16 protein-coding genes are annotated in these 26,351 nt (G+C 37.1%); 10 read left to right on the forward strand and 6 right to left on the reverse strand.

Translation table 11 applies throughout. From position 1 onward, the window contains the following. Nucleotides 1-75: 75 nt before the first annotated feature. From MYP_RS07775 to MYP_RS07790, 4 genes are all read left to right on the forward strand, one after another. Nucleotides 76-3,207 (forward strand): PAS domain-containing sensor histidine kinase, encoded by a 3,132-nt coding sequence (locus MYP_RS07775; protein WP_045460868.1) that lies wholly within the window; start codon nt 76-78, stop codon nt 3,205-3,207. A 128-nt stretch (nt 3,208-3,335) separates the two neighbouring features. Continuing rightward, nucleotides 3,336-3,527 (forward strand): hypothetical protein, encoded by a 192-nt coding sequence (locus MYP_RS07780; RefSeq protein ID WP_045460871.1) that lies wholly within the window; start codon nt 3,336-3,338, stop codon nt 3,525-3,527. A gap of 21 nt (nt 3,528-3,548) precedes the next feature. Next, nucleotides 3,549-3,770 (forward strand): hypothetical protein, encoded by a 222-nt coding sequence (locus MYP_RS07785; protein ID WP_045460874.1) that lies wholly within the window; start codon nt 3,549-3,551, stop codon nt 3,768-3,770. 163 nt (nt 3,771-3,933) lie between these two features. Beyond that, nucleotides 3,934-4,377, forward strand: a complete 444-nt coding sequence (locus MYP_RS07790; RefSeq protein WP_045460877.1) for a hypothetical protein — start codon at nt 3,934-3,936, stop codon at nt 4,375-4,377. A gap of 2 nt (nt 4,378-4,379) precedes the next feature. Here the strand turns inward: MYP_RS07790 and MYP_RS07795 are convergent, their stop codons facing one another. From MYP_RS07795 to MYP_RS07805, 3 genes are read right to left on the reverse strand one after another with little or no spacing between them, the layout of a single operon-like run. Beyond that, nucleotides 4,380-5,831 (reverse strand): efflux transporter outer membrane subunit, encoded by a 1,452-nt coding sequence (locus tag MYP_RS07795; protein ID WP_081990431.1) that lies wholly within the window; start codon nt 5,829-5,831, stop codon nt 4,380-4,382. Nucleotides 5,832-5,837: 6 nt separating this feature from the next. Further along, entirely contained in the window at nt 5,838-6,962 is a 1,125-nt protein-coding gene (locus tag MYP_RS07800; RefSeq protein WP_052430018.1) for an efflux RND transporter periplasmic adaptor subunit, read from the reverse strand. After that, entirely contained in the window at nt 6,959-10,117 is a 3,159-nt protein-coding gene (locus MYP_RS07805) for an efflux RND transporter permease subunit (protein WP_045460882.1), read from the reverse strand. The genes MYP_RS07800 and MYP_RS07805 overlap by 4 nt, the downstream gene beginning before the upstream one ends. Nucleotides 10,118-10,825: 708 nt before the next feature. On the opposite strand from MYP_RS07805, the gene MYP_RS07810 reads away from it, so the two are divergent. After that, a complete protein-coding gene (locus MYP_RS07810) occupies nt 10,826-13,408 on the forward strand; it encodes a TonB-dependent receptor plug domain-containing protein (protein ID WP_045460888.1) in 2,583 nt (860 codons plus the stop codon). 177 nt (nt 13,409-13,585) lie between these two features. Here MYP_RS07810 and mgtE read toward each other — a convergent pair whose 3' ends face one another. From mgtE to MYP_RS07825, 3 genes are all read right to left on the reverse strand, one after another. Then, nucleotides 13,586-14,962, reverse strand: a complete 1,377-nt coding sequence (gene mgtE / locus MYP_RS07815; RefSeq protein ID WP_045460890.1) for a magnesium transporter — start codon at nt 14,960-14,962, stop codon at nt 13,586-13,588. Nucleotides 14,963-15,177: 215 nt separating this feature from the next. Further along, on the reverse strand, nt 15,178-15,465 hold the full coding sequence (gene gatC, locus MYP_RS07820) for an Asp-tRNA(Asn)/Glu-tRNA(Gln) amidotransferase subunit GatC (RefSeq protein ID WP_045460892.1): 288 nt from the start codon (nt 15,463-15,465) through the stop codon (nt 15,178-15,180). An 82-nt stretch (nt 15,466-15,547) separates the two neighbouring features. Beyond that, nucleotides 15,548-16,129, reverse strand: coding sequence for a lysophospholipid acyltransferase family protein (locus MYP_RS07825; RefSeq protein WP_231570016.1), 582 nt, complete (start codon nt 16,127-16,129; stop codon nt 15,548-15,550). Between the two features lie 353 nt (nt 16,130-16,482). On the opposite strand from MYP_RS07825, the gene MYP_RS24845 reads away from it, so the two are divergent. The 5 genes from MYP_RS24845 to MYP_RS07850 all read left to right on the forward strand — a co-directional run bounded on the left by MYP_RS24845 (nt 16,483) and on the right by MYP_RS07850 (nt 26,189). Continuing rightward, nucleotides 16,483-21,390: a PKD domain-containing protein gene (locus tag MYP_RS24845; RefSeq protein ID WP_197060034.1), complete on the forward strand. Its 4,908-nt coding sequence runs from the start codon at nt 16,483-16,485 to the stop codon at nt 21,388-21,390. A gap of 2 nt (nt 21,391-21,392) precedes the next feature. Continuing rightward, nucleotides 21,393-22,451, forward strand: coding sequence for a PorP/SprF family type IX secretion system membrane protein (locus MYP_RS07835; RefSeq protein WP_045460896.1), 1,059 nt, complete (start codon nt 21,393-21,395; stop codon nt 22,449-22,451). Nucleotides 22,452-22,522: 71 nt separating this feature from the next. Then, on the forward strand, nt 22,523-25,081 hold the full coding sequence (locus MYP_RS07840) for a LysM peptidoglycan-binding domain-containing protein (protein WP_045460900.1): 2,559 nt from the start codon (nt 22,523-22,525) through the stop codon (nt 25,079-25,081). Between the two features lie 188 nt (nt 25,082-25,269). Next, complete coding sequence (locus MYP_RS07845; protein WP_045460903.1) at nt 25,270-25,671, forward strand: DUF2721 domain-containing protein; 402 nt, start codon at nt 25,270-25,272, stop codon at nt 25,669-25,671. A gap of 68 nt (nt 25,672-25,739) precedes the next feature. Further along, nucleotides 25,740-26,189: a MarR family winged helix-turn-helix transcriptional regulator gene (locus MYP_RS07850; RefSeq protein ID WP_045460908.1), complete on the forward strand. Its 450-nt coding sequence runs from the start codon at nt 25,740-25,742 to the stop codon at nt 26,187-26,189. Nucleotides 26,190-26,351: the final 162 nt, after the last annotated feature.

The following is a 26,351-nucleotide window of genomic DNA, read 5'->3' on the forward strand; positions in this document are numbered from 1 at the left end:
AGGTCGAAAAGTTTTTTTACTTTTATCTTTAAGGTCCTTTGAATTCAGTTAAATAAATCTTTTAAAGATTCAATTATGTTGAACCCTTCCGGAATAATGATAGATGAATCAGTTTTGTGGAAGGAGACCTTCATCAAAACGCTGAAAAGGTCTTCCGATGGAATATTCGCTTTTGATGAATTCGGGAAGATATTTTTCTGGAATAACTCTCTGGAATTATTGACAGACTATCCATCACGGCTCGCAGTAAAACTCAGTTATAATGATGTTTTCTGGCCTGACTCTTTTGCCGCTTTATATAATAAGGTCAAGGATGGAGAAATTGTAGAAATTCCCCTTACAAGATATTCATTCAAACCTGGTAAAAAAGTTTATTTTAAAGGAAATATATTCCCTGTTTTAGATACAGATGGAAAATTTTTCGGAGGTATCGGATGTCTTACTCAAATTACAGGTCCGGGTTTTGTAGAAGCGGAAGTTTTAAGTGAAGATGGTTTGATCGAAGAGGTTGAATCTCTTGCCAGAGTTGGCCGGTGGGAAATGGATATAATGACTGGTTATACTTTTTGCTCTAATCAGATCTATGATATATTTGAAATTACTCCGGATGGACCAATACGTCTGGAAGACCTTTTTTGCTATGTTCATTCTGAAGATATTTCAAAAGTTATTCAGGTAATTGATTGTGCCCGTGAAGAAAAAAGATCTATTGATTTTAACTACAGAATTATAACTCCTAATGAAAATCTGAAATACATTTTAGGAAAGGCTAAGCCTGTACTTAATGAAGCCGGAAAGCTTGTCCGCCTTCTTGGATATTTTCAGGATATAACTTATAGAAAACGCACAGACAGCCTCTTGTCAGGGATTGTTCATTCTTCAGGGATGGGTTTTATGATGCTCAAGCCAGTCCGAAATGAAGATAAGTATGTAACAGATTTTCAACCAGTATTTTTTAATCATTTTACCGAAAAGTTTCTTAATAAAAAGTTCAGAGAATTGCGTGGGAAAAGGTTCTTTGCAGAATATCCTGGTCTCATAAAACTAGGCATACTTGATCAGTTCAAAGATGTTATGACGACGGGGGAGCCCAGCACAAACGAAGTTTATTACGGGGAAGATGGATTTTCTAACTGGTTAAGGATATCAGCAGTGCGAAATGAAGACTCCTGTATTATTAGTTTTGAAGATTATACCGAAAGGGTTGATGCACTTGAAGAATTAAGAAAAAATCAAATTTTCCTTTACCAATCTCAAGAAGCCGCAAATATCTGTTCTTTCGAATGGGAATTAAAATCTGATAATTTCAAAGTGACTCCTGAACTCCGAAAGATGTTTGATTATCCTTCCAAAGGAACTATTACTTTCAAGGATATTCAGAATTGCGTTGAAGAGTACGACAGATCGAACATCATGACCTTTGTTGAAACCATCATTGAAACTAATGAACCATGGGAGCTTGAATGCAAAGTGAAGACAATCATGGGAAGGGAAATCTATTGCTGGATGAAGGCAACTATATTCATTGATAATGCAGGTGAGAAAAAACTTGTTGGAAGTATCATGGATATTACAAAAAGAAAGAAAGCTGAATTGGACCTGGAAAAGTCAAAGCTTCAGCTGGAGAGGATTTCCAAGGCCCTTAAAGAATTGAATGAGGAACTTGAAATAAAGGTTAAAGAAAGAACCCTCGATTTATCCGTAAGCAACGAAAGGTTCAGATTAATATCCAATGCGACTAATGATTCTATGTGGGACTGGGATTTTATTACTAACGAATTCTGGTTTAACGATGCTTATAAAGCGCATTTCGGTTTCGAGAATTTGGAAGGTAAAGCGGGGCTTGATTACTGGAAAACCAGAATCCATCCTGATGACAGAACCCGTATTCTTGATAGCTTTGAATGTATATTCTTTTCTCAGGAATCAAATTGGAGAAATGAATATAAGTTTTGCAAGAATGACGGAACTTATGGTTATGTCATAGACAGGGGTTTTGTAATAAGAGATGAAAAGGGGAAGGTGATAAGAATAGTAGGATGTCTTACAGAAATAACAGAAATAAAAACCATTGAGTCCAGACTTCTTGAAAGTGAAGAAACTTATAGAACTCTTGCTGAGTCTATGCCGCAGCTCGTCTGGATTACAAATGAAACAGGAGAAATCATTTTTACGAATAGAAAGTCGGAAGAGTACTTAGGTAAATCTTTTGACGACCTCAAGGGTAATGGATGGTTTAATTTTATTCATCAGAATGATTTAAGTAAAGCGCTTTACAAATGGAACCAAAGTCTCGGAACCGGTGCAGAATATAGTGTTGAATACAGACTCAAGAACTGTCTGAACGATTACAGATGGTTCCTCTCCAGAGCAGTGCCTATAAAAGGTGAAAATGGAAAGAATGTAAAGTGGGTAGGTACATCCACAGACATTCACGATCAGAGAATGATGCTGAATAATTTCGCATCTGCTCAGGTGAAACTCAGTGATATCAATAATCAGCTCAATACAAAAAATGAAGAACTTAAGAAAATAAATAAAGAGCTAGACAATTTTGTATATATGGCATCTCACGATCTTACCTCACCTGTGAGAAATCTTGAATCATTAATGGAACTGCTCCTTAATGAGTTAAATCCTGATCCTAATAATGTTAAACTTAATTTCCTCATTAACCTTGTTACTCGGTCTATAAGCATTCTTAAGAAAACAATCAGCGACCTTTCTGAAGTAGCCAAGACAGAAGAAGATCCTTTCCTTATTCAGGAAGTAAATCTGAATGAAGTACTTGAGGAGGTGAAAGACAGTATTAAAGATCTGATAGAAGGAAGCGAAGCTATCATTCTGGAAGATTTTAAGGTCAAATCACTTAAGTTCAGAAAGAAGAATATGAGAAGTATTTTATTTAATCTGCTATCCAATGCAATAAAATATAAGTCAATAGAACGCAAGCCTGTTGTAGGAATAAGAACAGAGTTGGTATCTGAAGATATAATTCTGCTTGCAATTCAGGACAATGGAAAGGGTATAAGAAAAGAAGATTATCCAAAAGTGTTTGCTCCATTTAAAAGAATAGATTATGGGGTGGAAGGTACTGGAATCGGAATGTCGATAGTTAAAAGAATTGTAGATAATAACGGTGGTAAAATCGAAGTAAACTCCAATCCGGGAGAAGGAACTGTTTTTAATATCTTTTTGAAAATATAATCTATCTTTAATAACAATTGAATCCTGAGATTAGTCTTTATTTTATATTGACTTCTCAGGATTTTTTATTTTCTGTTAGGGAAGTATTTCTTTTAGTGCCAGTGTTGTATAATTAATAAGTGGATCGAATGAAAAAGAGTAAGAAAAACAGAATTTCGGGAAAAGATGGGGAATTAAATAGTGTAAATGAGAAAAAAAATAAATCAGGAGGTGTAAACGAACAATCACTAGGAGGTATCTCCACTGCATTCAAGATAGATCTTAACTACACATCCAGCGTAGAATTTTCATTTGACGATCTGCAGGAGGGGGATGAATAAAATCAAAAGGAGGGAATTAGTATGGAGGAAAGAACAAGAACCTTTAAGTTTAAAACCAATATAGATTGTGTACCATGTATTCAGCAAATCAGATCTGTTTTTGATGACAGTCCGGGTATAGACTACTGGTATGTAGAGCCATTTGGAGAAGAACCCGAATTAACTGTATCTAGTCAGGAGTTAGATGCACATTCAATTATAGAGATGGTTCATAATGCCGGATATGAAGCCAGAAGGATCTGATATACATTCATCAAAAATGAACTGATTTCTAATTTATTCAATTGTTTTCCATTGAGATTGTAAAAGATGTCGGGACCGGAAATCATGATTTAAAATGTTTGAAGGTACAATTCAAACTAATTTCCGGTCACCTGATGTTTTTTTATAAAAGGAGGATATTCATATGAAAAATAAAGCTGTAAATTCTGTTAATGCCCTTAATGAAATCCTTTCATCCAGACAAGAAGCTTATAGAAAAGCTTTTTCGCTTACTTTGGCACGTCCCGTGCACGAACTTATGCATAATCATTTCAGAAAATCTCTGATCCTAAAAGAAGAACTAAATAAAATTCAGGGTAGCACCAACATTGAAGATCGGTTTGAAATTTCATTTTCTAAAAACATCTGGTCAGACCTTGGCAGTGCAATAGAAAATGGGGGTATCAATAAAGAACAAACGGTGTTTGATGCGTTTGTCCAGGCTGAGGAAGGGACAATAGAAGATATTGCTGAAATTATTGAAAATTCTCCGGATGCTGATGAAAATTCTAAAGCTGTTTTATTAAGAATAAAAAAAGAAGTTTCTGATGATCTTAAAGAAATAAAAAGTTTATGGATTTCTGAGTAGCATTATTGCCAGCTGCCTCCTAGTGCCTTTATAAGATAAATTGTATATGTAAACTGATCTCCCCGAATTTGTGCTGCAATGCTTTGTGCATTCAGCGCTGTTCTTTCATTGTTTACTACTTCATAATATGTTACCAATCCTTTGGAATATCTTTCTCTGGAAAGCATGGCTGTTAGTTCGGAAGTTTTAATGATGGAATCCTGAAGAATAGATTGCTCTTTTCTTTGAGCAAGTGTGTTAAGTGCATCTTCTACTTCTCTGAATGATGATAAAACAACTTTTTCATACGCTGCGGTTGTTTGAAGATATCGTGCTTTTGCCATTTGAATCAAAGCTGTATTCCTGCCTCCCCGATATAGGGGTAAAGAAAGAGTTGCGCCAAGCAGCCAGGTTTTACTGTCAGACGAAAGAAGGGTACTTACATCTCTACTTAATGTGCCTGCCGAACCGGTAAGTATAAGAGACGGAAATTTGTATGCTTTATAAACACCAATTGAAGCATTGGCAGCTTCTGCAAGTTGTTCCTGACGCTGTATATCTGGCCTTCGTTTTAAAAGATCTGAAGGAACACCTTCAGGTATTTGTGGGAGTTGAATATTCCAGTCTTTTTTCGGTAAGGAAAAGCTATAAGCCGGAAGTCCGCATAGCATGGCAAGGGCATGCTCCGCCGCATTTCTGTAGTTCTGCAGATCGTAATACTGTGACTGGATGGTTTGATAATCATTCTGAGTCTGGCTTAAATCAAGTAATGTGATTAATCCGACCCTATAACGTTCTTCTGTAAGGACAAGGTTGTCTTTCCTCGTTTGAAGAGCTTTCGTATATATGTTAATCTTAAGATCAGTAACTCTTATCAACATATAGTAATAAGCTACATCAGTTGTTATAGACAATAAAACCCCGTTCATGTCTGCAGAATAAGAGGCAAAGTTATGCCTGGCAGCCCGAACATTATTTCTGTATTTACCCCATAAGTCAATTTCATAATCAAAATCCAAAGGAAGCTGAAAAGTATTAATGATCACACCCGGAAGTTGATTCCCTGTTGTCTGGAATGGATTAGGCCGGTTCTGTGAAAGCTGATTTCTTGTTACTGATGGATTAAAAAGTATTGCAGGAAATAAGTCTGAAGCTGAAAGTTTTATATTGGCTCTTGCTTCGTCCAATCGTGCAACAGCATTTCTGATATCCGGATTGGCTTTTACAGCAATCTCTTCCAGAGAATCAAGTGTGGGATCATTGAATATGGTCCACCAGGCTTGGAAGTTACTATTTATAGTATCTGAAGATTTTTGATAAGTATAAATTTTCCATTGTCCACTCTCATAACTTTCTTTGATCTCTTTTAATCTGCTATTATCAGGACGAAAGGAGCAAGATAATAACAGATATATGTTCAATACCAGTAGGTTCGAGTAAGGACAATGGCGAATAATATGTGCATAGGGTTTCATTGTTTGTTACTTTTGCTTACCTGTATCTTGAGCGAAAGTTGCTTGTTGTTTTCCAACTACATTTACTTTAATTCCATTAGAAAGCTTATCTGTGGGGTTTGTAACTAGCCATTCATCACCGTTGATTCCACTGTATATTGAAAGAAATTTTCCATAATCCCTGGCTATCTTAATCTCTTTAAGTTTGATAGTATTATCTTTATTCAGGGTAGCAACTTCCGTACCTTCTGCTCTTACGATAAGGGTATTTGCAGGAATCAGGACTACCTCACTTTCTCTTGCAGGCTTAAATCTGACTTGCACATACATACCTGGTCTTAGTTTAAGATCTGGATTCTTGACATGGATTTCTGTAAGTAAGGTTCGGCTGGAAGGATCAAGAGCCTCAGCCGTTCTTGCCACTTTTCCAGTAATGATGTATTCTGGATATTTCTCAAGAATAATTTCAGCAGAAATACCTTCTGTTATATTGGCAGAGTATACTTGAGGAACATTTACATATGTTCTTAATAAGTCAATTTGTTCTACTTTAAACATCGGAGTAGTATTTGACGGACTAATAAGACTTCCGAAGTCAACATTTCTTGCGGTGACAATTCCTGCAAAAGGAGCTCTGATTGTTTTAAAGGAAAGCATGGCTTCAGTTTGTCTTACAATAGCCAGATTGGCCTCATAGCTTGTTCTTGCCTGATCTATCTCTTGCTTGGAAACTGCTCCCGGAATCTGCACACTGGAAACTCTGTCGTAGTTCGCTTTTGCGAGCGACAACGAAGCTTTGGTCTGAGCAAGCTGCTGATCTATCTCCGGAGTTTCAATTTCGGCAAGTAACTGATTATTTTTTACTGAGGTCCCGATATCAGTGTACCACTTTTTTATATATCCGTTCACTCGGGCAAAAATTTGAGTCTCTTTATAGGCTCTTACTTCTCCCGGAAGTTCAATAGAGGTAGTATCTTTTGTTCTTATCGCTTTTACCAGAATTACAGGTTGTGTTGAATTGATTTTTATATTTGCTTCTTCATTAAGCATTTTTTTATTTCTGAGCTTTGGTAGCAGGCCGATAAGGAAAAATACTACAAGTATTACTATCAATAATAGTATCGGCAATAATTTTAGTTTACGCTTCTTCATGCAATACTTTTCTTTTTACCTTTAAACACACTATAGAATATCGGAACTATAAAAAGTGTAGTAAAAGTAGCAACAATGAGCCCTCCTATTACTGCTCTTCCAAGTGGAGCGTTTTGTTCACCACCTTCTCCAAGTCCTAAAGACATCGGTAGCATTCCAATAATCATAGCCAGAGCTGTCATAATAACGGGCCTTAATCTCGTATATCCTGCAGATAAAGCGGATTCATATGCATTTTTTCCTGTGAGCATTTCATCGTTTGCAAAAGTAACAAGCAAAATGCTGTTAGAAGTAGCTACTCCCATACACATAATCGCACCCATAAGCGCAGGAACGCTTATAGGTGTTTGTGTGCAGAATAATATCCAGGCTATCCCCGATAATGCTCCTGGAAGTCCAAGCAGTATGATGAAAGGATCCAGCCATGATTGAAAATTGATGACCATAAGCAGATATACCAATAGTATGGCAAAGATCAAACCCAGAGCCAAACCTTTAAAGGAGGAGTTCATACTTTGGACTTGTCCTTTGACTTCTATAGAAGTGCCTCTGGGCAGTTGTGATTTTATTTCATTTATGATTTCATTGATCTTGTCCGATACACTTCCAAGATCTGTATCCTGAACGCTTGCGAATATATCAATAACAGGCTGTACATTATAATGAGATACAAGTCCTGCAGTAACAGATCTGTCAAATTCTGAAAGGTTAGTTAGTAACTGGGGCTGTTTCAACTGACTTGACGTTATCGTTGTTTTCCCCAGATCTTCTATAGAATTTATTTTATATTGAGGTGTTTGAACTGCAACAAAATAACTAATCCCGTTTTTGGGATCTAACCAGAAGTTAGGCGCTGTTTGTCCGCTGGAGGAGAGGGATATCAATACACTATTGGCAACATCTCTTTGGGTTAAACCTATTTGTTGAGCTTTTGTACGGTCGACGTTTACTTTAACCTGGGGAATATTGAAAACTTGGGGAATATATACATCTGTGGCTCCTGGAATTTTAGAAACCTTATCGGCTATTTCGAGAGCTATTCTATAATTGGATTGTTGATCTCTTCCTATTACTTGTATATCTATAGGTGCAGAGATGCCAAAATTAAGAATCTGAGTAACAATGTCAGAAGGAGGGTAGCTAATTTCAAGTCCAGGTATTCTTTCGTTAACAGTCTTTCGAATTTTTTTCATGTAAACTTCTGAAGGAACACTTTGATTTTTTAGTGACACCTGTATTTCACCTTCAAATGATCCTATTGATGAATAACCTCCCCAGGCAAGGTTAATTCCACTATTGGGCAATCCCATATTATCCAGCATCAGATCCAGTTCTTCAGGAGGAATAATTTCCTTGATAATGTCTTCTACCTTGCCAAATATTATTTCCGTTTGCTCTATCCTTGTTCCACTTGGAACTCTTATATGCAGCCTGAATTGTCCAGCATCAACTTTGGGAAAAAAATCTTTTCCAAGGAATGGGAACAATGCAGAGCTGATTATGCAAAAACATATAAAGAGGATAATCGCAAAAGCTTTACCAGAAAGCGCTCCGTCAAGAACCCTTCTATAACGTTCTCTCATTTTCTCAAACCATTTGTCAAACCGCTTATGAATCTTCCATATTGCAGAGTTGGCTTTTGTATCAGGATATCGATGTGGTTGATAAAGATGTAACTCTTTTCCCATAAGGTATTGAATAGAGACGGGTACAAAAGTCCTTGAGAGGAAATAAGAAGCCATCATTGCAAATATTACAGAAATCGCAAGAGGAGAAAACAAAGACTGTGCAACTCCTGAAAGAAAAAAAATAGGAAGAAAAACTATGCAAATTGCAAAGGTACTTACCAACGCAGGTAAAGCTATTTCTTGTGCACTATCAAGTATGCCCTGTTTCAGAGGCTTTTCAAGTATCAGATTTCTTGTAGTATTTTCTATCTCTACTGTGGCATCGTCTACAAGAATTCCTACCGCCAGTGCAAGGCCACCAAGAGTCATGATGTTCAATGTTTGTCCAAGGGCATATAACACTATTATAGAAGTCAGAATACTGAGAGGAATAGAAAGAACAACTACCAGAGTACTTCTCCAGCTTCCAAGGAACAGAAGAATCATTAACCCAGTTAGACATGCGGCAATAACAGCTTCTTTTACGACATTGTTAATTGAAGCTCTCACAAAAAGAGACTGGTCAAAAAGTAATTTTAGTTCAAGCTCATCAGTTACCGTTGATAAAACTTCCGGAAGGGCTTTTTTTACCCGATCAATAATGTCAATTGTAGATGCAGAACCTGCCTTTAATATGGTAAGAAAGCTTCCTCTTTTTCCGTTAAAACGAACAATATTTGTCTGAATGGAATAACCCTCATGTACATAAGCAACATCTTTTACATAGATCACAGCTCCATTGACCTCCTTTATGGGCATATAATTAAGGGCATCAATAACGTCTGTACTGGAGTTAAGTTTAACATCATATTCCTTTTCACCCATTTTTACTGTTCCGGCAGGCAATATCAGGTTTTGTGAAACCAGTGCATTCGAGACATCAGTTGGAGACAGGTTTTTGGCATTGAGAGCTTCTATATCAAGATCGACCATTACATTTCGTTGTTTTCCTCCATAGGGCAACGGTATTTGTGCTCCTTGTACTGTTGCTAATCCGGTGCGGATGAAGTTTGTGGCAATGTCATTAATGGCTTGCTCTGGTAAAGTTTGGCTGCTCAACGCTATCTGCAAAATAGGTACATTGGAAGCGTTGTATCTCAATATTAAAGGCGCGGTTGTTCCAGGAGGAAGAATCCTTAATAAGCTTAATGAACTTGACGCAAGCTGAGCAACTGCTGCTTCCACTTCTGCTCCAGGCTGGAAATAGATTTTGATGACTGAAACTCCCCGATACGATTGAGATTCTATGTGTTCAATGTCATTTACAGTTGTTGTATAGGCTCTTTCACATACTGTTACAATCCTCTGCTCCATCTCTTTAGGTGAAATGCCATTGTAACTCCAAATAACGCTTACTACAGGAATGTTTATGTTTGGAAATATATCAACAGCCATTCTGCTGATAGCCACGAGTCCGAGTATCAGAATCAGCAGTGAAACTACTACAAAAGTATAAGGCCTGTCTAATGCTAATCTTACAATCCACATTTGCAAGTGGGTTTAATTGCTGCACTTGAAGTAACCGTTGGAAAATGTAAAGGTTTTTGTAGACAGAAAAATGTTAAGAATTTATTTAGTTGAAAAAATGATAACAGACTAAAATGCGTATTAATAAAGTGATCTATGAGAGCAATCTTTTTATTTTGGTATTTATGCAGGATAAAGTAACTATTCAAATTTAAATTGATCCAATGGATTAATTTGACAATCCACATTTTAAAATAGGATTAAGTGAGTGAAGGTGTAAATCTTTGAATTTAGGCATAATATGCCTGTTTGTATAAAATTTTTTAGAACAAATAACAGTGAATTATTGAAAAATTGACAAGAGATTTTTTTGAAAAACGTTGGATTATCGGATAAAATCAAAAAAATACTAACGACAACTTGAAATAATTATATTTGAATATAACTTGCTGTTTTTTAGTGTTTTGTATTGTTGTGAGGCAGAATTGTTTTATTTTTTCTTTTTTTTTTACACAACCTTTTCTTTGGCCTTTCAGATTTGAGGCCTAGATAGACCAACGACAAAATTTCGAAGACGACTTGAGAATTTTTAAGCTATATTTTATGACGAAAAGGTTAATTTTCTTACATGGTATTCTGGTGTCTTAGTAGCCCCAAATTAACAATTGTTAGAGGGTAGCGTAAAAATCGACCACTAACAAGTATCAGAAAATTAACCAGATAGCAAATATGAGTAAGAAAAGAATTGTTGGGATGGCTATTGCAATAGCATCTCTGACAAGTTTAGAACCTACAAAGGTTTTCGGTCAAAACCCGACCGAGAGCACAGAAGCAGCTCAGGGAGACCTACTCGAACTCTCATTGGAAGAATTGTTGAATATGAAGATAACTTCCGGATCTTTCCTGGATCTTGATCTTAAAAACTCAGCTCTGAGTTTGACAGTGATTAATCAGGATCAAATCCATCTTTCAGGAGCAAGACATCTTTCCGAATTACTTGAGATTTATGTGCCCGGATTTCAATACATGTACAATAAATGGAATGGTGTTATCTGGGGAATGCGGGGTGTTGCTGCAGACAGAAATACTAAATTCATTTTCCTTGTAAATGGTCATAAGATGAATACTGAGGCAAGAGATGGTGCAAACATGGAGCTTGATCTTGGTATGCTGGGAGATATTGAACGAGTAGAGATTATCCGTGGACCATCTGGTCTTATCTATGGTTCCGGAGCTATTGGAGGTGTAGTGAACATTGTAACAGAGCGTTATAAAAAGGATGAAGTAAAGGCTTCGGTTACTCAGGGAACCTGGAATGGAGAAAACTTTAGCCGTCAATATGAATTGTCTGCTGCCTCTAAAATTAATGAACATTCCAATATAGTTATTACAGGTGGTTACAGACAATCAGATGGTATTGGTACGGAGAGAGGCCGTCTATATGGAAGACCTCACTGGCCTTATCCTCAGTGGATGGAAAATCCTCCTGCCGATGGAGTCCCAACTTCAGGTAGTGCTTGGTCAACTCCTGGTAACTATCGATTCGGCGTTGATTACAATTACAAAAATTTCAGATATTATAGCCGTTACACACATCAGGTAACAAATGCTTCTGGCTATTTCCCTGTTGACGGATGGCCGGATTTTGTAAATTCAGATACCCTTGCCCCGGATCGAATGATAGACGGGCAGCTGCGAAACATAAAAGGATTTTATGGACAAATCGAACCAGGTAACACTAACAGAAGACAATATGTAATAAACAACTTTACTAATCAATTTTCATACGAACTTCCCGTTAAAGACAATAGCGTAATTCTGAATGCTGGCTTCGATATGAATACAAACCGTATTCAGCTCGAAGATATGAAGAGCGCTGTTGTTGCTTCTGCTAACAGTTATTCATCAGACAGACATCCTTGGAGAGTTGAGACTTTTGGTGAACGCAGATATAATGCTTCTGCCATGTATATGCTTAAAACAGTTCCGAAATTGCAACTTGCAGTTGGTTACCAATTTAGATTATTTGACATTGGTAAAGATATGGCAGGTTACAACTCTCAGGATGAAAAAAGAAGTCACCCGATTGTATCGGATGTAATATATACCAACCATGCAGTTTTCGCTGAAGGTATATATAAGTTGTCTGAAAAATTGAATGCTCAGTTTGGTTTAAGATATGACAGACACACACGTACAGCGCAATTCGGAGGCGTAGTAACTCCTAAGATTGCACTTGTAGCAAAAGCGAATGAGAACAATATCTTTAAAGTGATGTACCAGACATCAGCAAATAATGGTAACGCAGACAACTATGAGTTTAATAGGAACACAATTGGAGACGATGGACAGCCATTTGCAGGAAATGACTATCACTATGAAAAACCATACGAGAAACCAGGGCCAAATTCAACTCCGATTCCTCCTGTAACTACCGAAATCCTTCACAGGTTGAAGCCTGAAAGATCCAGTTCAATTGAATTAACTTCGGTGCACTCTTTACTTGATAATCGTCTTAGCGTATTGCCATCACTTTCATACAATACAGTGAAAGACCTGTTTACATGGAACCAGCAAATATTCAGAGTAGTTAACTCAGGATCTTATAGCTTTATGAATGCTGAACTTGATATACGCTACAATTCTTCAAATGTAACTTTGGGAATTAACCATGTTTTATCAAAAATTGCGAATACAAAGGTTGCCGATTACTACGAAGAATATCAGTTGAATGTATTCAATGGTTATGATTCTGCATCTGTAGGAAATGGTGTTTATAAATATACTCCTAAACCAGTGAAGAGCAATGTAGATCCTACAAAAGACTCTGTTACTACGGTTCGTATCAACTCAATCCGTGATCAGATTACCGTGGATGGAAAGAACTTCCTGAACCTTGTTTCAAACATCACAAAGATTTATCTTGATTACAAGCCAACAAGCTGGTTGACACTTCATACAGATGCAAGATTATTCTGGGGATTGACCGGACGTCGTGATATTCATACATATAGCACAGCTAATCAAAACAATCCAATTCTTGCTGATTATGGCTCTTCTTATGGATACAATAATCAATATCCTTATCTTGGAATTCATAACAGCCTAATGGTAAAATGGAACTTGAGTGTGAACATTCAGGCTAATGAAAAATTATCATTCTCGGTTTATGCTTATGACATCCTTTCCGGAGCAAGATCTATCAATTCTCTGAGATGGCAACAGTCTGGTAATTCAATGGAACATACAGACCTTTTTGGTGTAGACAGAACTTCATTTGCAGTAAAACTTAACTACAAATTTGGTCTATAAGAAGCGAAAGCTGAAAGTATAAAGTTGAAAGTTGAAAGTTTTAATAACTTTTAACTTTCAACTTTTGCTTTATAATGATATACTCTAATTTTTTGACAGAAGCTCGGGCCATTAAATACTTTGCGTTATCTACCTGTTTTTTTTAAAACTTTTAACTTTACACTTTCAGCTTTTAACTTAAAGAAGTGTTCCCTTCAGAAATAAAAAAGCCATGGAGAAATATATGATAATGCCTGTAACATCTACTATGGTTGCTACAAATGGTGCGGAAGAAACAGCTGGATCAAAGCCAAGGCTCTTTAAAAAAATCGGAAGCATAGATCCGGAAATTGTTCCCCATAACACGACACCTATAAGAGAAAAGCCAACAGTGGATGCTATTTTTAACGAATGTTCTCCGTAAGTATGAAACAGAGTGCTCCAGATAATAACCCTTAAAAAACCAATAAGACCAAGTATTAGTCCAAGCATTATACCAGAAATTATTTCCCTTTTGAAAACTTTCAACCAGTCTGACTTGCTAACTTCTTCCAATGCCAAAGCTCTTGTAATAATAGTCGCAGCCTGGGAGCCTGAGTTTCCTCCGCTTGATATAATTAATGGAATAAATAAGGCTAATACTACTGCACTTGCTATTTCGTTTTCAAAGAAACTCATTGCTGAAGCAGTCAGCATTTCACCAATAAATAATATAATAAGCCAGCCTGCTCTTTTTCTTACAAGGGTAGGTAAATTTATTTCAAGATAAGGTTCATCCAGTGCTTCACTACCTCCAAGTTTTTGTATGTCTTCGGTATCTTCTCGTTCAATAACATCTAATACATCATCAGCTGTAACTATACCTAATAACTTGCCATTAAAGTCGGTTACAGGAAGAGCAAATCTGTCTGTTTCCATAAAGGTACTTATTGTTTTTTCCTGATCTGAAGTTGCTTCCAGGCTTACAAACCTATTGTCAACAAGATCACCTATAGTTGATTCGGGCTTTGCAAGAAGTATTTCTCTAATTTTTAAATCATCTATCAGTTTATTGTCCTTATCTACTACATAAATGAAATTGATGGTTTCGCTATTGAGTCCGAAGTCTCTAATAAATTTTATTGTCTTCTCGCAGGTCCATTCTGGGCGCACGGCAATGTAATCAGTGGTCATAAGCCTGCCAATACTTTCAGATGGATATTCTAATAACTTTAGGGCATCTTTCCTTTCCTGTACAGAAAGCATGCTTAACCATTTGGCCAGGGATTCTTTTGGCATTTCACTGAATAGTCTTGTCCTGTCATCAGGTGAAAGTTCATTGAGTAGAGAAGAGGTGAGGTTTAAAGGGGCTATTTCCAGTATTTTATTTTGAAGATCAAAATCAAGATGCTCGAAAGTCCGGGCATTTTTTGGAAATGGAATAGCTGAAAAAAGTATTTTCAACTTTTCCTCTTCCTGTAAAAAATCCTTTTGAAGTTCATTAAATAATTTGCCAATTTCCTCAGGAGGTACTTCTTCGGCAAATGCAAGAAAAGCTTCTCCTGTCTCATTCTGTAATAGTTCTGATTTCTCCATCCTTGAAAAAATGATAGGCTAAATAGATAACCTTATAAAGCAAGAAAAGATTAGGATAAAGCCTTAAAAATAGATAACTTTTACCATAAGGAAATACTTGATGGGAGTAAATTGATTGAGAGGACTACTTATTAATATGGGATTAAGAAAGGTATGAACAGTTAATAAGATAAAAAAGTCCTTCTCTTTTGGAGGAAGGACTTCGTATGAGGTCTTTATCCGAGGAATTTGGGAACTCTGAAATAATCTGAATCTTTTTTCGGAGCATTGTATAAAGCTTCTTCATGTTTCAAAGTCACTTTAACTTCATCTTCTCTGAGGACATTTACTTCAGAGGACATATGTATAAGTGGGGCAACATTTGAAGTGTCAAGCTCATTGAGTTTGTCCATCCAGTCAAGAATTTTGTTAAAATCTTTCAAAATGTGCTCTTCATTTTTTTCCTCAAATTCCAGTCTTCCCAGATGAGCAATTTTTCTGATGGTTTCTTTATCTATATGCATAATAAGTAATAATCAATCGTGTTTCAAAAGTACTAAAATTCTGAATTCCATTAAAGTTTTTAAAAACTGGTATGATAAGTTTTTAAACTAAAGCAACTTCTTTGTTTTGTATTATCAGTTCTCTTTGAATGATGTCAAAAGTCTTATCTTTTAGCGCGTCTACATCATCCAGTGTCATGCCTTTTGTTTCAATCGGTTCGTGTACAATAACTTTCATAAGGCGGCGATTAGGTACATACTTACCATCATCCGGCAATATGAGCCAGTTGAAAGGTATAGTGACGGGAACAATAGGTACCTGTTTTTCAATTGCTATTCTAAATGCCCCATCCTTGAAAGGAATCATTTGATACCCAGCATTTTTAGGGATTGTTCCTTCCGGAAAAAAAGCAAGGCTGCGTTTTTTATCTATGGCTTCCATAGATTTCTGCATTGTCTCATACCTGCTCAATTTGCTGTGGCGATCAACAGCTATGTAATAATTGCGGAACATGTAACCAAACAAAGGAACCTTGGCAAGTGAGGCTTTACCGATGAATAGATAATAACCTGATAATGAATAGCACAATGTCGGAATGTCCAGATAGGAGGAATGGTTGGCACAGTAAACGTAGGATTGTTTTTTATCCTGTTTAAAACGAAATTCTACTTTGGTCCGTAGCATACAACTTCCAAAAACAGTATGTGCCCAGACCTTATTAAAGAAATGACCATATTTTTTCCAGCTGTCCCTTAAAGAAAATAAAACGAAAAAAGGATAAATCAGCAGAAATACGACAATGAAGCAAAACCAAACCCAGATTTGGTATAATCTTTTTCCAAAACTCATAGGACAAAATTAAATTAAAAAAACAAGTAAGAAGAACCAGGGCATAGATTTTTACGTAAAATTTATTTGAAAAATACTGTTTATACGGGATTTAAATAAATGAATTTGATTAAAACAGCTTACTTTACAAGTTCATTTTGGATTCATATTTAATGAATTTCAATTTACTTAATCCTTCAGATTACGTTATGAAACCGAATTTGAAAATTTTTATATATACACTTGCTCTGGTAATTAGTGTATTGTGTTTGTCTGCGCGATCGGCTTCTGCACAGTCTTCCTGGTGGTGGTGGTATTTAAATTCCAATGAATGCATTTCTTACCGGAAATCACCAAGTCCTTCTGTATGCATTCCAGGGAGCGCAAAAGTCTCTCTTGCTGATATAAAATTTAAAAAAGGAAGTTCTAATTATAGGGTCTATTGGAGTTTAACCCCTTTTACAAGCACTCCCACAGCAGCCTCTATGGGAACTGAATATTCAGTCGATAATATTACACAGCCTACAACTGTTTATTTTCTTATTGCAAATAACAATTGTACTGAAAAAGGTTCTATCGAAATTGCTGTCACACCTGCCGCAGCTAACGGAAATGCCACTATTACAGATCTGAGATCATCCTACTGTGTTTCAGGTATGAAATCGAGGATATATGGAACACCGGCAGGGGGAATATTTTATGGTCCGGGAGTAATTTCAGGAGGCAAAGATATCTGGTATTTTGATCCGACCATTGCGGGTTCTGGAAAACATGTAATAAAGTACTCGGCTGGTTGTATAGTTCCTGCGCAGCAGACAGTTACAATAGATCCTGCTCCTTGCTCTGCTGTACTGGTAGGCGGAGGATCCGGAGCAGTAGGCTTGATAAGCAATCCTCAGGGTATTACGACTACCTGTCAGGGGAAGATATATTTCAGCGACAGCAATAATAACAAGATCTGGGTGATTGATGAAAACGGAGCTAGGGAAATTATAAACACAAGTGGGGCCAAGGGAAATACAGTAGGTGCTGATCCCAAATTGGTAAGGTTAAATGTTCCAACAGGTCTTGTATCGTTTGGCAATAATGTTTATTTCTGTGATCAGGTAAATCATAATATAAAAGTTTACAATCCCTCCACCGGAGTTCAGATTATAGCAGGTGAAAATACAGCGACACCTGTCGGAGGAGACCTGGATGGTATTGGAACTGCAGCACGATTCAGAAATCCTTATGGGATTGCAATTGATGATTTGGGAAAAACTTTATATGTGAGTGATTCCAGAAACTTTAAGATTAAAAAAATTGATATTGCAACAAAGCAGGTAACTACTATTGCAGGATCAATTACCGGTGATGTTCCTGATGGTACTTCCGTCCCCGGACCAGTAGCAGGCTCTGCAGCTCAGTTTGGTTTACTTGGTCACTTAACTATTGCTGATGGTTACTTATATATTGCAGATCCTGCAAGGTCTGTCATTAAAAAACTAAACCTTGCGACGAATATGGTATCCATTGCTGTAAACAGAAAAGGGAGCGATGAAAGAATTTCGGGTCTTGCAATAGACTGTGATGGAAACGTTTATTATTCAGATGTCAATGGAAATAAGATTTTTAAGGTCTCTAATTCCGGAAGTATTACTGATTTACCAATAAATGGGTTAGAGGATCCCTCCTCAATTTCACTTTATAACAGAGGGTACATTGATGTCGCAAACTTTACTGGAAACTCTGTAATCCGGTCATCTATTAATAATTGGAAGCCTTCAGCTTTTACAGGCCTTAAAGATTTCTATTGCAATACAGAAACAACTCCTTCTGCAATCACATCTACGATTTGTACTAAAAATTTCGGAGCGGCAAGTTATTCAGAACCTGCAGAATATGTTAGTGGTAAATGGCAATTTAATCCCTCAGGCAAGAGTCCGGGGATATATTCTGTTAAGTATTATTTTACATCAGGAGTTTCCTGTACTGATTCTCTTAGTAAAGATGTTTACGTCTTTACTATACCGGAACTGGAGCCTTTGGAATTGCTTTCAGACCTTGCATGCGGGAATTATGCAATTGTAGCTAAAATAAAAGATGCAGTAGCCTCTCCGATGGATACTATTATCTGGAAAAATCAAAAAGGGGATATTGTTAAAATATCAGCAGGAAGTAGTGATACCTTGTATTTAAGTAGTGTTGCAGCATCTGCAGATTTTATTGCTTATGCCAAAAACCCTGCCTGTTCCTTTAGCCTCAATAGCGGCCCTACAACTTTCAAGGGAATGAGAATTAAAAAACTTCCTGAAGATACTGCCATTTGTGCAGGCAGTGCTTTTGGTTTGATGGCGGTGCCTATAACACCTAAAACAGCAACTATTTCATGGACTCCTGCAAACCTTGTTGGAGATCCATCAAGTCTTTTAACAAGTACATTGAATCTTTATGCTACGACTCTTTTTAAAATAACAATTGAGGCAGCAGGTTGTATTACAACAGATTCTATCAAGGTTATTGTAAATCCACGACCAGATACCTTATCAAAAAACTTTACTGCTTTTTATCCTTTATGTCCTGGAACCGATACAGTCATTGGCTTTAGTGGTGCTCCTACTAATGGAATATCCTATACCTGGTCGTTTAATTCTCCTGGATATATCAATTATTTAATTATTACTGAAAAAACTCCTGAAGTTGGGATTCATGTTCCATTTAATGCAGTAGTGCCTGCTGGGAGGCCATTCATATCTAATAACTATGAACTAATAGCAACTAATGAATTTGGATGTGTCACAAAAGATCCTGTCACTATTGCAATATTTCCTATTCCTGCAATTAATATGGGGAATGATGTAACCATTTGTAAGGGAGAATCGGTTCAGATTGGCATTCCTCCAGATGGAAATACCTATCTTTGGAATGCTGACCCTACCATATCTAATGTAAATGTGTCGAATCCAATCGTAACCCCTCTTGTGTCAACAGAATATATTGTAAAAGTAGCAGGAGTGAGATGTGCTAACTTTGACACCATCAAAGTATCTTTAAAACCTCTGCCTCCGAAAGCTGCCATGGACAGAATTGTGGGTATGTGTGATGGCGACCCTGCAATACTTGGTCCGCAGAATCCTTCTTCCAATTATACATACGAATGGTCTCCAGCTACTGGACTTGATAATTATCTGAGTCCAAATCCTAAAGCTACACCTTCGGTTTCTGGTACTGTTTACACACTTAAGATGAAGGATGCTACAGGAAGTCCAATGTGTTCTGATACGGCCAAGGTCATAGTGAAAATTTCATCCAAGCCGACTAATGTGGTTCCGAAAACTTTCCCAGACAAAGGCATTTGTCCTGGAGAAGCTGCTGGCCTTGATGTACCATCTACTGCAGGATATAAAGTAGCATGGTGGCCAGCAGAGACATTAAATGACAGTACGTTATGGACTCCAACTGCAACTCCTTCTGTGACTACAAGATATAAGGTAAAGGTTACGACTGGAGATGGTTGTTCTGATACTTCTTCGGTTGAAGTTCTTGTAGATAAAATTTCTGTGGATGCTGGTACCGATATCAAATTTTGTCCTGGTGACAGCGGCAAGTTTAATGCTTCTTACCAGTCTGTAAGTGCTCTCACTTTCAAAAAATGGTCAGAAGATATTGACGGTATTTCTAATGCTGCTGGAGTTTCCGATATTTCTGATTTTAATGCATTTGTTAAAATTGCAGAGGGAACATCTAAAAAGTATTATTTAAAAGTAACAAACAGTAACAATTGCTCAGTTGCCGACTCTATTATAGTTACAGCAAGCATAAAACCAACTGCTGATGCAGGAGAGGATACGGGAGATTGTATAGGAAATACTTTTATGCTTGGAGGTGTCGGAAACCCTTCATTACCTACAACATATACTTTTAGCTGGACTCCCGGTAACTATGCCGATGCCAGACCATCTGTAACGCCAACAACTGCCGGCATCAATACTTTCATCCTGAATGTTAAAGATAATACCACTAATTGTACTGCGACGGATACCGTTGAATTGACCATCAGGCCCAAACCTGTAAAAGATGATATTGTCTCCAATACGCCTCAGGCATGTGAAGGAACGGATGTGACACTCAGTGTAAACCCATATTCAAGTCTTGTTACCTGGATGGATGAAAACAATACACTCCTGGATCAGGGATCGACTCATATTGTAAATACGGATGGAACCTATTATGCAATTTTTGAGCAAAATGGTTGTTATGATACGAGCAAGTATACAATAGATTTTATGGCTCCTCCGGTAATCAGCTCTATTGAATCTCCACTAAAATCTTGTATGGCTGATGGAATTCCTCTAAAAGTTATTACATCTCAGGGGGATGGAGTGCTCGTTTACGAATGGACAGTAGCCTCTTCATCAGGAGAGTTTTCAACTCCGGAAAAAGATTCTACCTTCTTCATTTCCGATAACTCTTCACTTGCATCAGGAGTGAAGACATTTACGGTAAAGGTTAGTAATGAGTGCGGAAATGTAACTTTAGATAAAGATGTTACGTTTGTTCCCTCTCCTGAGGCTTCATTCAGAGCAGATGGACCATCCAAGAGCCTGGATAACACCAGTAAAGAAACTTTGGATGCAATATCGGGAGATGTAATATCATTTATTAATATGGTAGATACTTTGGCACAAAATATAAGTACATGGAAGTGGGATTTTAAAGATGGTAATACCAGTAACCTCTTTAACAGTAGTTATACATACTCTAATCCGGGTAAGTATAATGTGGAACTCACTGTAATCAATAAAGACGGGTGTTCTTCTATGGCAAGTCTGGCAGTTGAGGTGCTCTCAAGTAAATATCTGTTTGTGCCTAACATCTTTAATCCATATTCCAGAAATCCGGAAAATTCAGTTTGTAAAGTTTACGGTTTGAATATTTCTTCTCAAAGCTTTACTTTTAAAGTTTTCAATAAATGGGGGGAGGTAGTATTCGAAACTTCAGACTTTAACATGGCTAACAGAAAAGGCTGGGATGGACAAAATGCTCCAATGGGAGTATACACCTATATGGTTGTTGGTAAGTTTAACGACGGTTCGGAATTTGAAAAATCCGGAACGGTTACACTTGTTAGATAAATATGAAACTGAAGAGGATATGTGTCGGCTTTTGGGCCTGTTTTTTTATTGTATCCCTTTGTATAAGAGAGGTTAAAGCTCAGGATGCCGCATTTTCTCAGTATTATGCATCAGGGCTCTACCTTAATCCTGCTATGGCAGGAATTTATTCCAATCTTACTTTTAATTCCAGTTATAGAAATCAGTGGAGGTCTGTAGCCAACATACCCTATGTTACCAATCAGATTTCTTTAATCAAACCTATTTATGCCAAAAAGGGAATTGAAGATTCTCATCTTGGAGGATTAGGTCTTTCCATATATAATGACCGTGCTGGTGATGGAAATTTTAAAACTATTGGGATTAATCTAAATGCAGCTTACAACCTGTGGCTTAGTAGCAATAAAATGAACTGCCTTACTTTTGGCCTGCAGGGAGGAATTGTTCAGCGAAATATTGACTTTACCAATCTCCAATGGGGATCACAGTTCAATCCGTATATTGGCTATGATGTTACCGAGTTTGTAAGCGAAGAAAGTGTCAATACAGCTAAAATATATGCTGATGTCTCTGCCGGTGCCATATACTACTATAATGCAGGAAGAGACTATTCTGATAAAGGCTACAGTGCTTATGCAGGTTTTGCAGCCTACCACTTGTCATCTCCCAATGAATCAATGGTGAAAGGGGTTATTAATAAAGTACCTTATCTTTTCAAATTGCATGCAGGCTTTGAAGTGAAAGCCGGAGAACGATTAAATATTTCTCCGAATGTTCTGGTTTTAAGTCAAAACCCTTACAGACAAATAAACGCAGGAGCCTATTTTACGTATGTATTCAACGACCAAAAGAAGTTTTTGGCTCCTCGTGACGTTATTTTCGGAGGATGGTATCGGTTGCAAGATGCATTTATTGCATCCCTGGGCCTGGGTAATGACAATTATATGATTGGTTTCAGCTATGATTATAACGCATCGGCTCTTAAAAGTATCAGTCGCGGAAGAGGAGCTTATGAAATTTCTCTCACACTCATGAAAGTAAGGGAAGGCAGATCAAGAAGGTTTTACACGCCTAGAATCTGATTTTTTTCTACTTTCGTATACAGGTTTCAAATTAATTAAATTCAATTTAGAATTATGGGAGGTTATCAGCGATGAAAAAGACGCTCACACTTCTGTTTATTCTTTTCTTTTTGTGCTTTCAGCATAGTGATCTTCTGGCGCAGAAAAAGGCAAAAAAGAAAGGAGAGAAAGCTTCAGTTGAGCTGGCAGATAAGTATTTTGAAAATATGGATTACTACCTTGCTTCTCAGGAATATGAAAAAGTATATGCGGAGGAACCCGGTAATAACTATGTATGCTATAGACTTGCGGAAGCCTACAGATTTCATTTTAATTACCCTTCTGCAGAAAAATACTATAAAATATCTGTAGAAAAGGCACTTCCTGATTTCCCACTTGCAAGATACTGGTATGCTTTAATGCTCAAGCTTAATGGTAAATATGAAGAAGCGGAAAAACAGTTTCAGGAATTTATAAATGAAAACCCAAATCCAGATTCTGAAACAAAGAAATACAGAGACCAGGCAGAGATTGACAAAGATGGTTGCACACTTGCCATTGACGAAATGAAAAAGCCAGTAAGGGATTACGAATTCTTCAACCTGAAAACTCCTGTTAACTCAGTAGAGTCGGATTATTCTCCGGTAATTTTCGAAAACGACAGTACCATCGTCGTTACTTCTGCAAGACCAGAATCCATAGGAGAAAGTGAATATGGAATGCTTGGAGGTGAATACAGTGATAACTTCAGGTTCAAAAAGGAAGGTTCGACCTGGAAGCAAATGGACGACAAGGACAAGTTCAGTGTAGTAAATTCCAAATTCAACGAGTCCGGTGGCTCTTTCAACAAGGATAGAACAAAATTTTACTTTACAAGGTGTGATGAGCCTGTCAAGACAGGAAAGATCATAGCGTATGAATGTGCTATTTATGTGACCAAACTGGAAAACGGCAAATGGACGAATCCTGTGAAACTTAATGAAAATATCAATTATCCTAAAACATACAATGTTCAGCCTTCTGTTTCACCAAATGCAGATACGATGTTCTTTGTGTCCAAAAGAGAAGGAGGGCTGGGGATGCATGATATTTACTATAGCACATGTAACGGTGATGATAATTGGGGGAAAGCTATCAATATGGGGACTGAGATTAACACGCCTGGCATAGATATGTCTCCATGTTATTATCCTGCAGACAGAACTTTGTTTTTCTCAACCAACGGACGTGAAGGCTTTGGTGGTCTGGACATATTTATGGCTAAAGGAAAAAACTTTACTGAAGAAGTTCAGAATGTGGGTCTACCTTTTAACTCCAGTAAAGATGATTTCTATTTTGTGGTGGGTGAGAAAAAAGGATACCTGGCCTCAAATCGCGATGGTGGAATTGGAAACGATGATATTTACATGTTTCTGATTGAAAGTAAACAAGCCCTTATCGCTCAGGTTGACAAAGATTCTCTGCAGGAAGCTCAAAGTATTTCGATCGTCGGTACTCTTGTAGATGAAGAGACACATCAACCAGCATCGGACGTAGGGGTTATCCTTAAAAACGAAAAGAACGAAACCCTGAAAAGGACAACTACCAATGAAAAGGGTACTTTCAGATATGAAAATCTTAAGCCTGATAACTATAAAGTAACTCTTGAAGATAAGGATGCAAAAATCACGGCTGAAATAAAATATCTTGTTGAAGATGTAAAAGTAAAATCGTCTGACCAGCCGGTATCAAGGGTTCTGTTTGAGAACATATATTTCGATTTTGATAAATTTGATTTAAGACCTGAAGCCAAAAAGACACTGGATGATCTGTGTGCATATTGCAAAAAGCATCCGGAGGTGCAAATCGAAATGAATGCCTATACAGACAGTTATGGTTCTGATGAATATAATGTAGCATTATCAGAAAAAAGAGGGATCAAAGCTTCGGAGTATCTTAAATCAAAAGGTCTTGACAAAAGCGCACTTGTTGTAAATGCATTGGGAGAGGGCAAACCTTTGGTGGCTAATAAAAATGCAATCGGCAGACAGCTTAACAGAAGGGTAGAGTTCCATATCATTGGAGGGCCGGGATACCAGGCCAAGGCAATGACTTATATTATAGAGCCTAAAGTTACAATAGAAGAGATTGCTAAAAAATATAAAATGTCCGTGGAAGAGCTGAAAAAGCTGAATAATCTTAAGGGACAGAATCTTGAAGCTTTTACTCCTCTAAGGGTAAGAAGAACAGGAGATGCAGATATCGTTGCGCCTTCCACGATGGCTGAAGTAGACCGTGATGAAGATGATGTAAATCCAAATGGTTTTGTAGCGACAATTAATAAAAAAGCTGCTCCTCTCAATGAAGGGGAAGATTACTATATAGCAGAGTCTGGCAATACAGTATTTTCAATAAGCCGCTTGTTTGGTATGACACCTGAAGAATTGATTCAGTTAAATTCTCTGAAGGACAATACTATTTTTGCAGGTCAAAAGCTGAAGGTAAAGATGAATGCTAATGCTTCCGGAGCCGGCAAGTATTCTGTGAAGGATGGAGATTCCATTGACAGCATCGCTAAAAAATTCGGTTTAACGATCGAAGAACTTAAGGACCTTAATAAGCTGGAAGGCTACTCAGTGAAGAAGGGTATGATTTTGAGGGTTAATAAGTGATATGTAAAAAAAATATCTGATATAAGGCTATCTTGGAAAAGGTAGCCTTTTTTGGTGAAATGACAGGATTCAAAATTACAACCTCCTTCCTGAAGGGGTGGTTTAATGAATTTAGCCCGGCTTTTTTACTTTCACTTTAAAACCCTTTAGTTATATTTAGTTAAGAGAAAATAAAAATAAGGAAGAAGATGAATGACCTTACCTTAACAACACCCGCACTTTTATTTCCAACGATCTCCCTGCTGCTATTGGCATATACGAATAGATATATAGCCATCAGTAATAGAATCAGAGCACTGCATAGTCAATATAGTTCAGAACAGTCTGATGTGATTATTAAACAAATAAAAATCCTGAGACAAAGAATTATGCTCATCAGGAACATGCAGCTTATAGGAATAGGAGCTATGGTTTCAGCTGCGTTTACCATGTATTTGATTTATAATGGTTTTACTCATTTGGTACACACCGTTTTTGGAATTAGCCTTATTATGATGCTGATATCTCTTACACTTTGTGCTGTGGAAGTATACTTATCAAATAAAGCTTTATTAATTCTCCTTAAGGATATTGAACATTTGGTACGTTAATTTTAAAAAGTATGAAAACTTTGTTTAAACAAATTTTGTTTATTGTAGAAATGCTATAAATTTGAAATATGAAAATTGAGGAGGCGATAAAGCAGAAAAAATTTAATAACTCTCAGGAAAGGGCATGGATAAACCTGATTTATACTTACAATCAGTTAAGTGGAAAGCTGGAAGAATTATTTAAACGCTTTGATCTTACTCATCAGCAGTATAATGTACTCAGAATTTTGCGCGGCAAACACCCTGAATCAGCTTGCTGCGGTGCTATCAAAGAAGTGATGCTGGATAAAAATCCGGATCTGACCAGACTGTGTGACAGGTTATTAAGTAAAGGTCTGGTGGACCGTTTTGTCAATGAGGAAAACAGAAGGCAGGTCAACGTAGGTATTACTGAAAAAGGCTTGAAACTCCTTGAAGAGATGGAGCCTATAATGAAAGAAAATAGTAAAATAGCTGAAAACCTTACTGAGGAAGAGGCAAATACCTTATCTGATCTTCTTGATAAATTAAGAGGCTAGATCAACTGAATTTCCCCTTTATAACAAAAGGGTATTTTTATAATTTAATAATTGTTTAAACGAATTACGTTAAAACTAAATTTATGGAAACAACAGTAAAAGACGTTTTATTTACATCAGCCAAAGTTGGCGGATTCGAACTTAAAAATAGAATTGTAATGG

The sequence above is a fragment of the Sporocytophaga myxococcoides genome, assembly GCF_000775915.1.
GTDB classification, from domain to species: Bacteria; Bacteroidota; Bacteroidia; order Cytophagales; family Cytophagaceae; genus Sporocytophaga; species Sporocytophaga myxococcoides_A.

Bases quoted from the DNA above. Each gene is read 5' to 3' on its own strand.
- MYP_RS07785 (WP_045460874.1), top strand. From the start codon at position 3,549: ATGGAGGAAAGAACAAGAACCTTTAAGTTTAAAACCAATATAGATTGT.
- MYP_RS07775 (WP_045460868.1), top strand. From the start codon at position 76: ATGTTGAACCCTTCCGGAATAATGATAGATGAATCAGTTTTGTGGAAG.
- MYP_RS07840 (WP_045460900.1), top strand. From the start codon at position 22,523: ATGAAAAAGACGCTCACACTTCTGTTTATTCTTTTCTTTTTGTGCTTT.
- MYP_RS07780 (WP_045460871.1), top strand. From the start codon at position 3,336: ATGAAAAAGAGTAAGAAAAACAGAATTTCGGGAAAAGATGGGGAATTA.
- mgtE (WP_045460890.1), bottom strand. From the start codon at position 14,962: ATGGAGAAATCAGAACTATTACAGAATGAGACAGGAGAAGCTTTTCTT.
- MYP_RS07825 (WP_231570016.1), bottom strand. From the start codon at position 16,129: ATGCTACGGACCAAAGTAGAATTTCGTTTTAAACAGGATAAAAAACAA.
- MYP_RS07805 (WP_045460882.1), bottom strand. From the start codon at position 10,117: ATGTGGATTGTAAGATTAGCATTAGACAGGCCTTATACTTTTGTAGTA.
- MYP_RS07795 (WP_081990431.1), bottom strand. From the start codon at position 5,831: ATGAAACCCTATGCACATATTATTCGCCATTGTCCTTACTCGAACCTA.
- MYP_RS07850 (WP_045460908.1), top strand. From the start codon at position 25,740: ATGAAAATTGAGGAGGCGATAAAGCAGAAAAAATTTAATAACTCTCAG.
- MYP_RS07845 (WP_045460903.1), top strand. From the start codon at position 25,270: ATGAATGACCTTACCTTAACAACACCCGCACTTTTATTTCCAACGATC.
- MYP_RS07790 (WP_045460877.1), top strand. From the start codon at position 3,934: ATGAAAAATAAAGCTGTAAATTCTGTTAATGCCCTTAATGAAATCCTT.
- MYP_RS07800 (WP_052430018.1), bottom strand. From the start codon at position 6,962: ATGAAGAAGCGTAAACTAAAATTATTGCCGATACTATTATTGATAGTA.
- MYP_RS07835 (WP_045460896.1), top strand. From the start codon at position 21,393: ATGAAACTGAAGAGGATATGTGTCGGCTTTTGGGCCTGTTTTTTTATT.
- gatC (WP_045460892.1), bottom strand. From the start codon at position 15,465: ATGCATATAGATAAAGAAACCATCAGAAAAATTGCTCATCTGGGAAGA.
- MYP_RS07810 (WP_045460888.1), top strand. From the start codon at position 10,826: ATGAGTAAGAAAAGAATTGTTGGGATGGCTATTGCAATAGCATCTCTG.
- MYP_RS24845 (WP_197060034.1), top strand. From the start codon at position 16,483: ATGAAACCGAATTTGAAAATTTTTATATATACACTTGCTCTGGTAATT.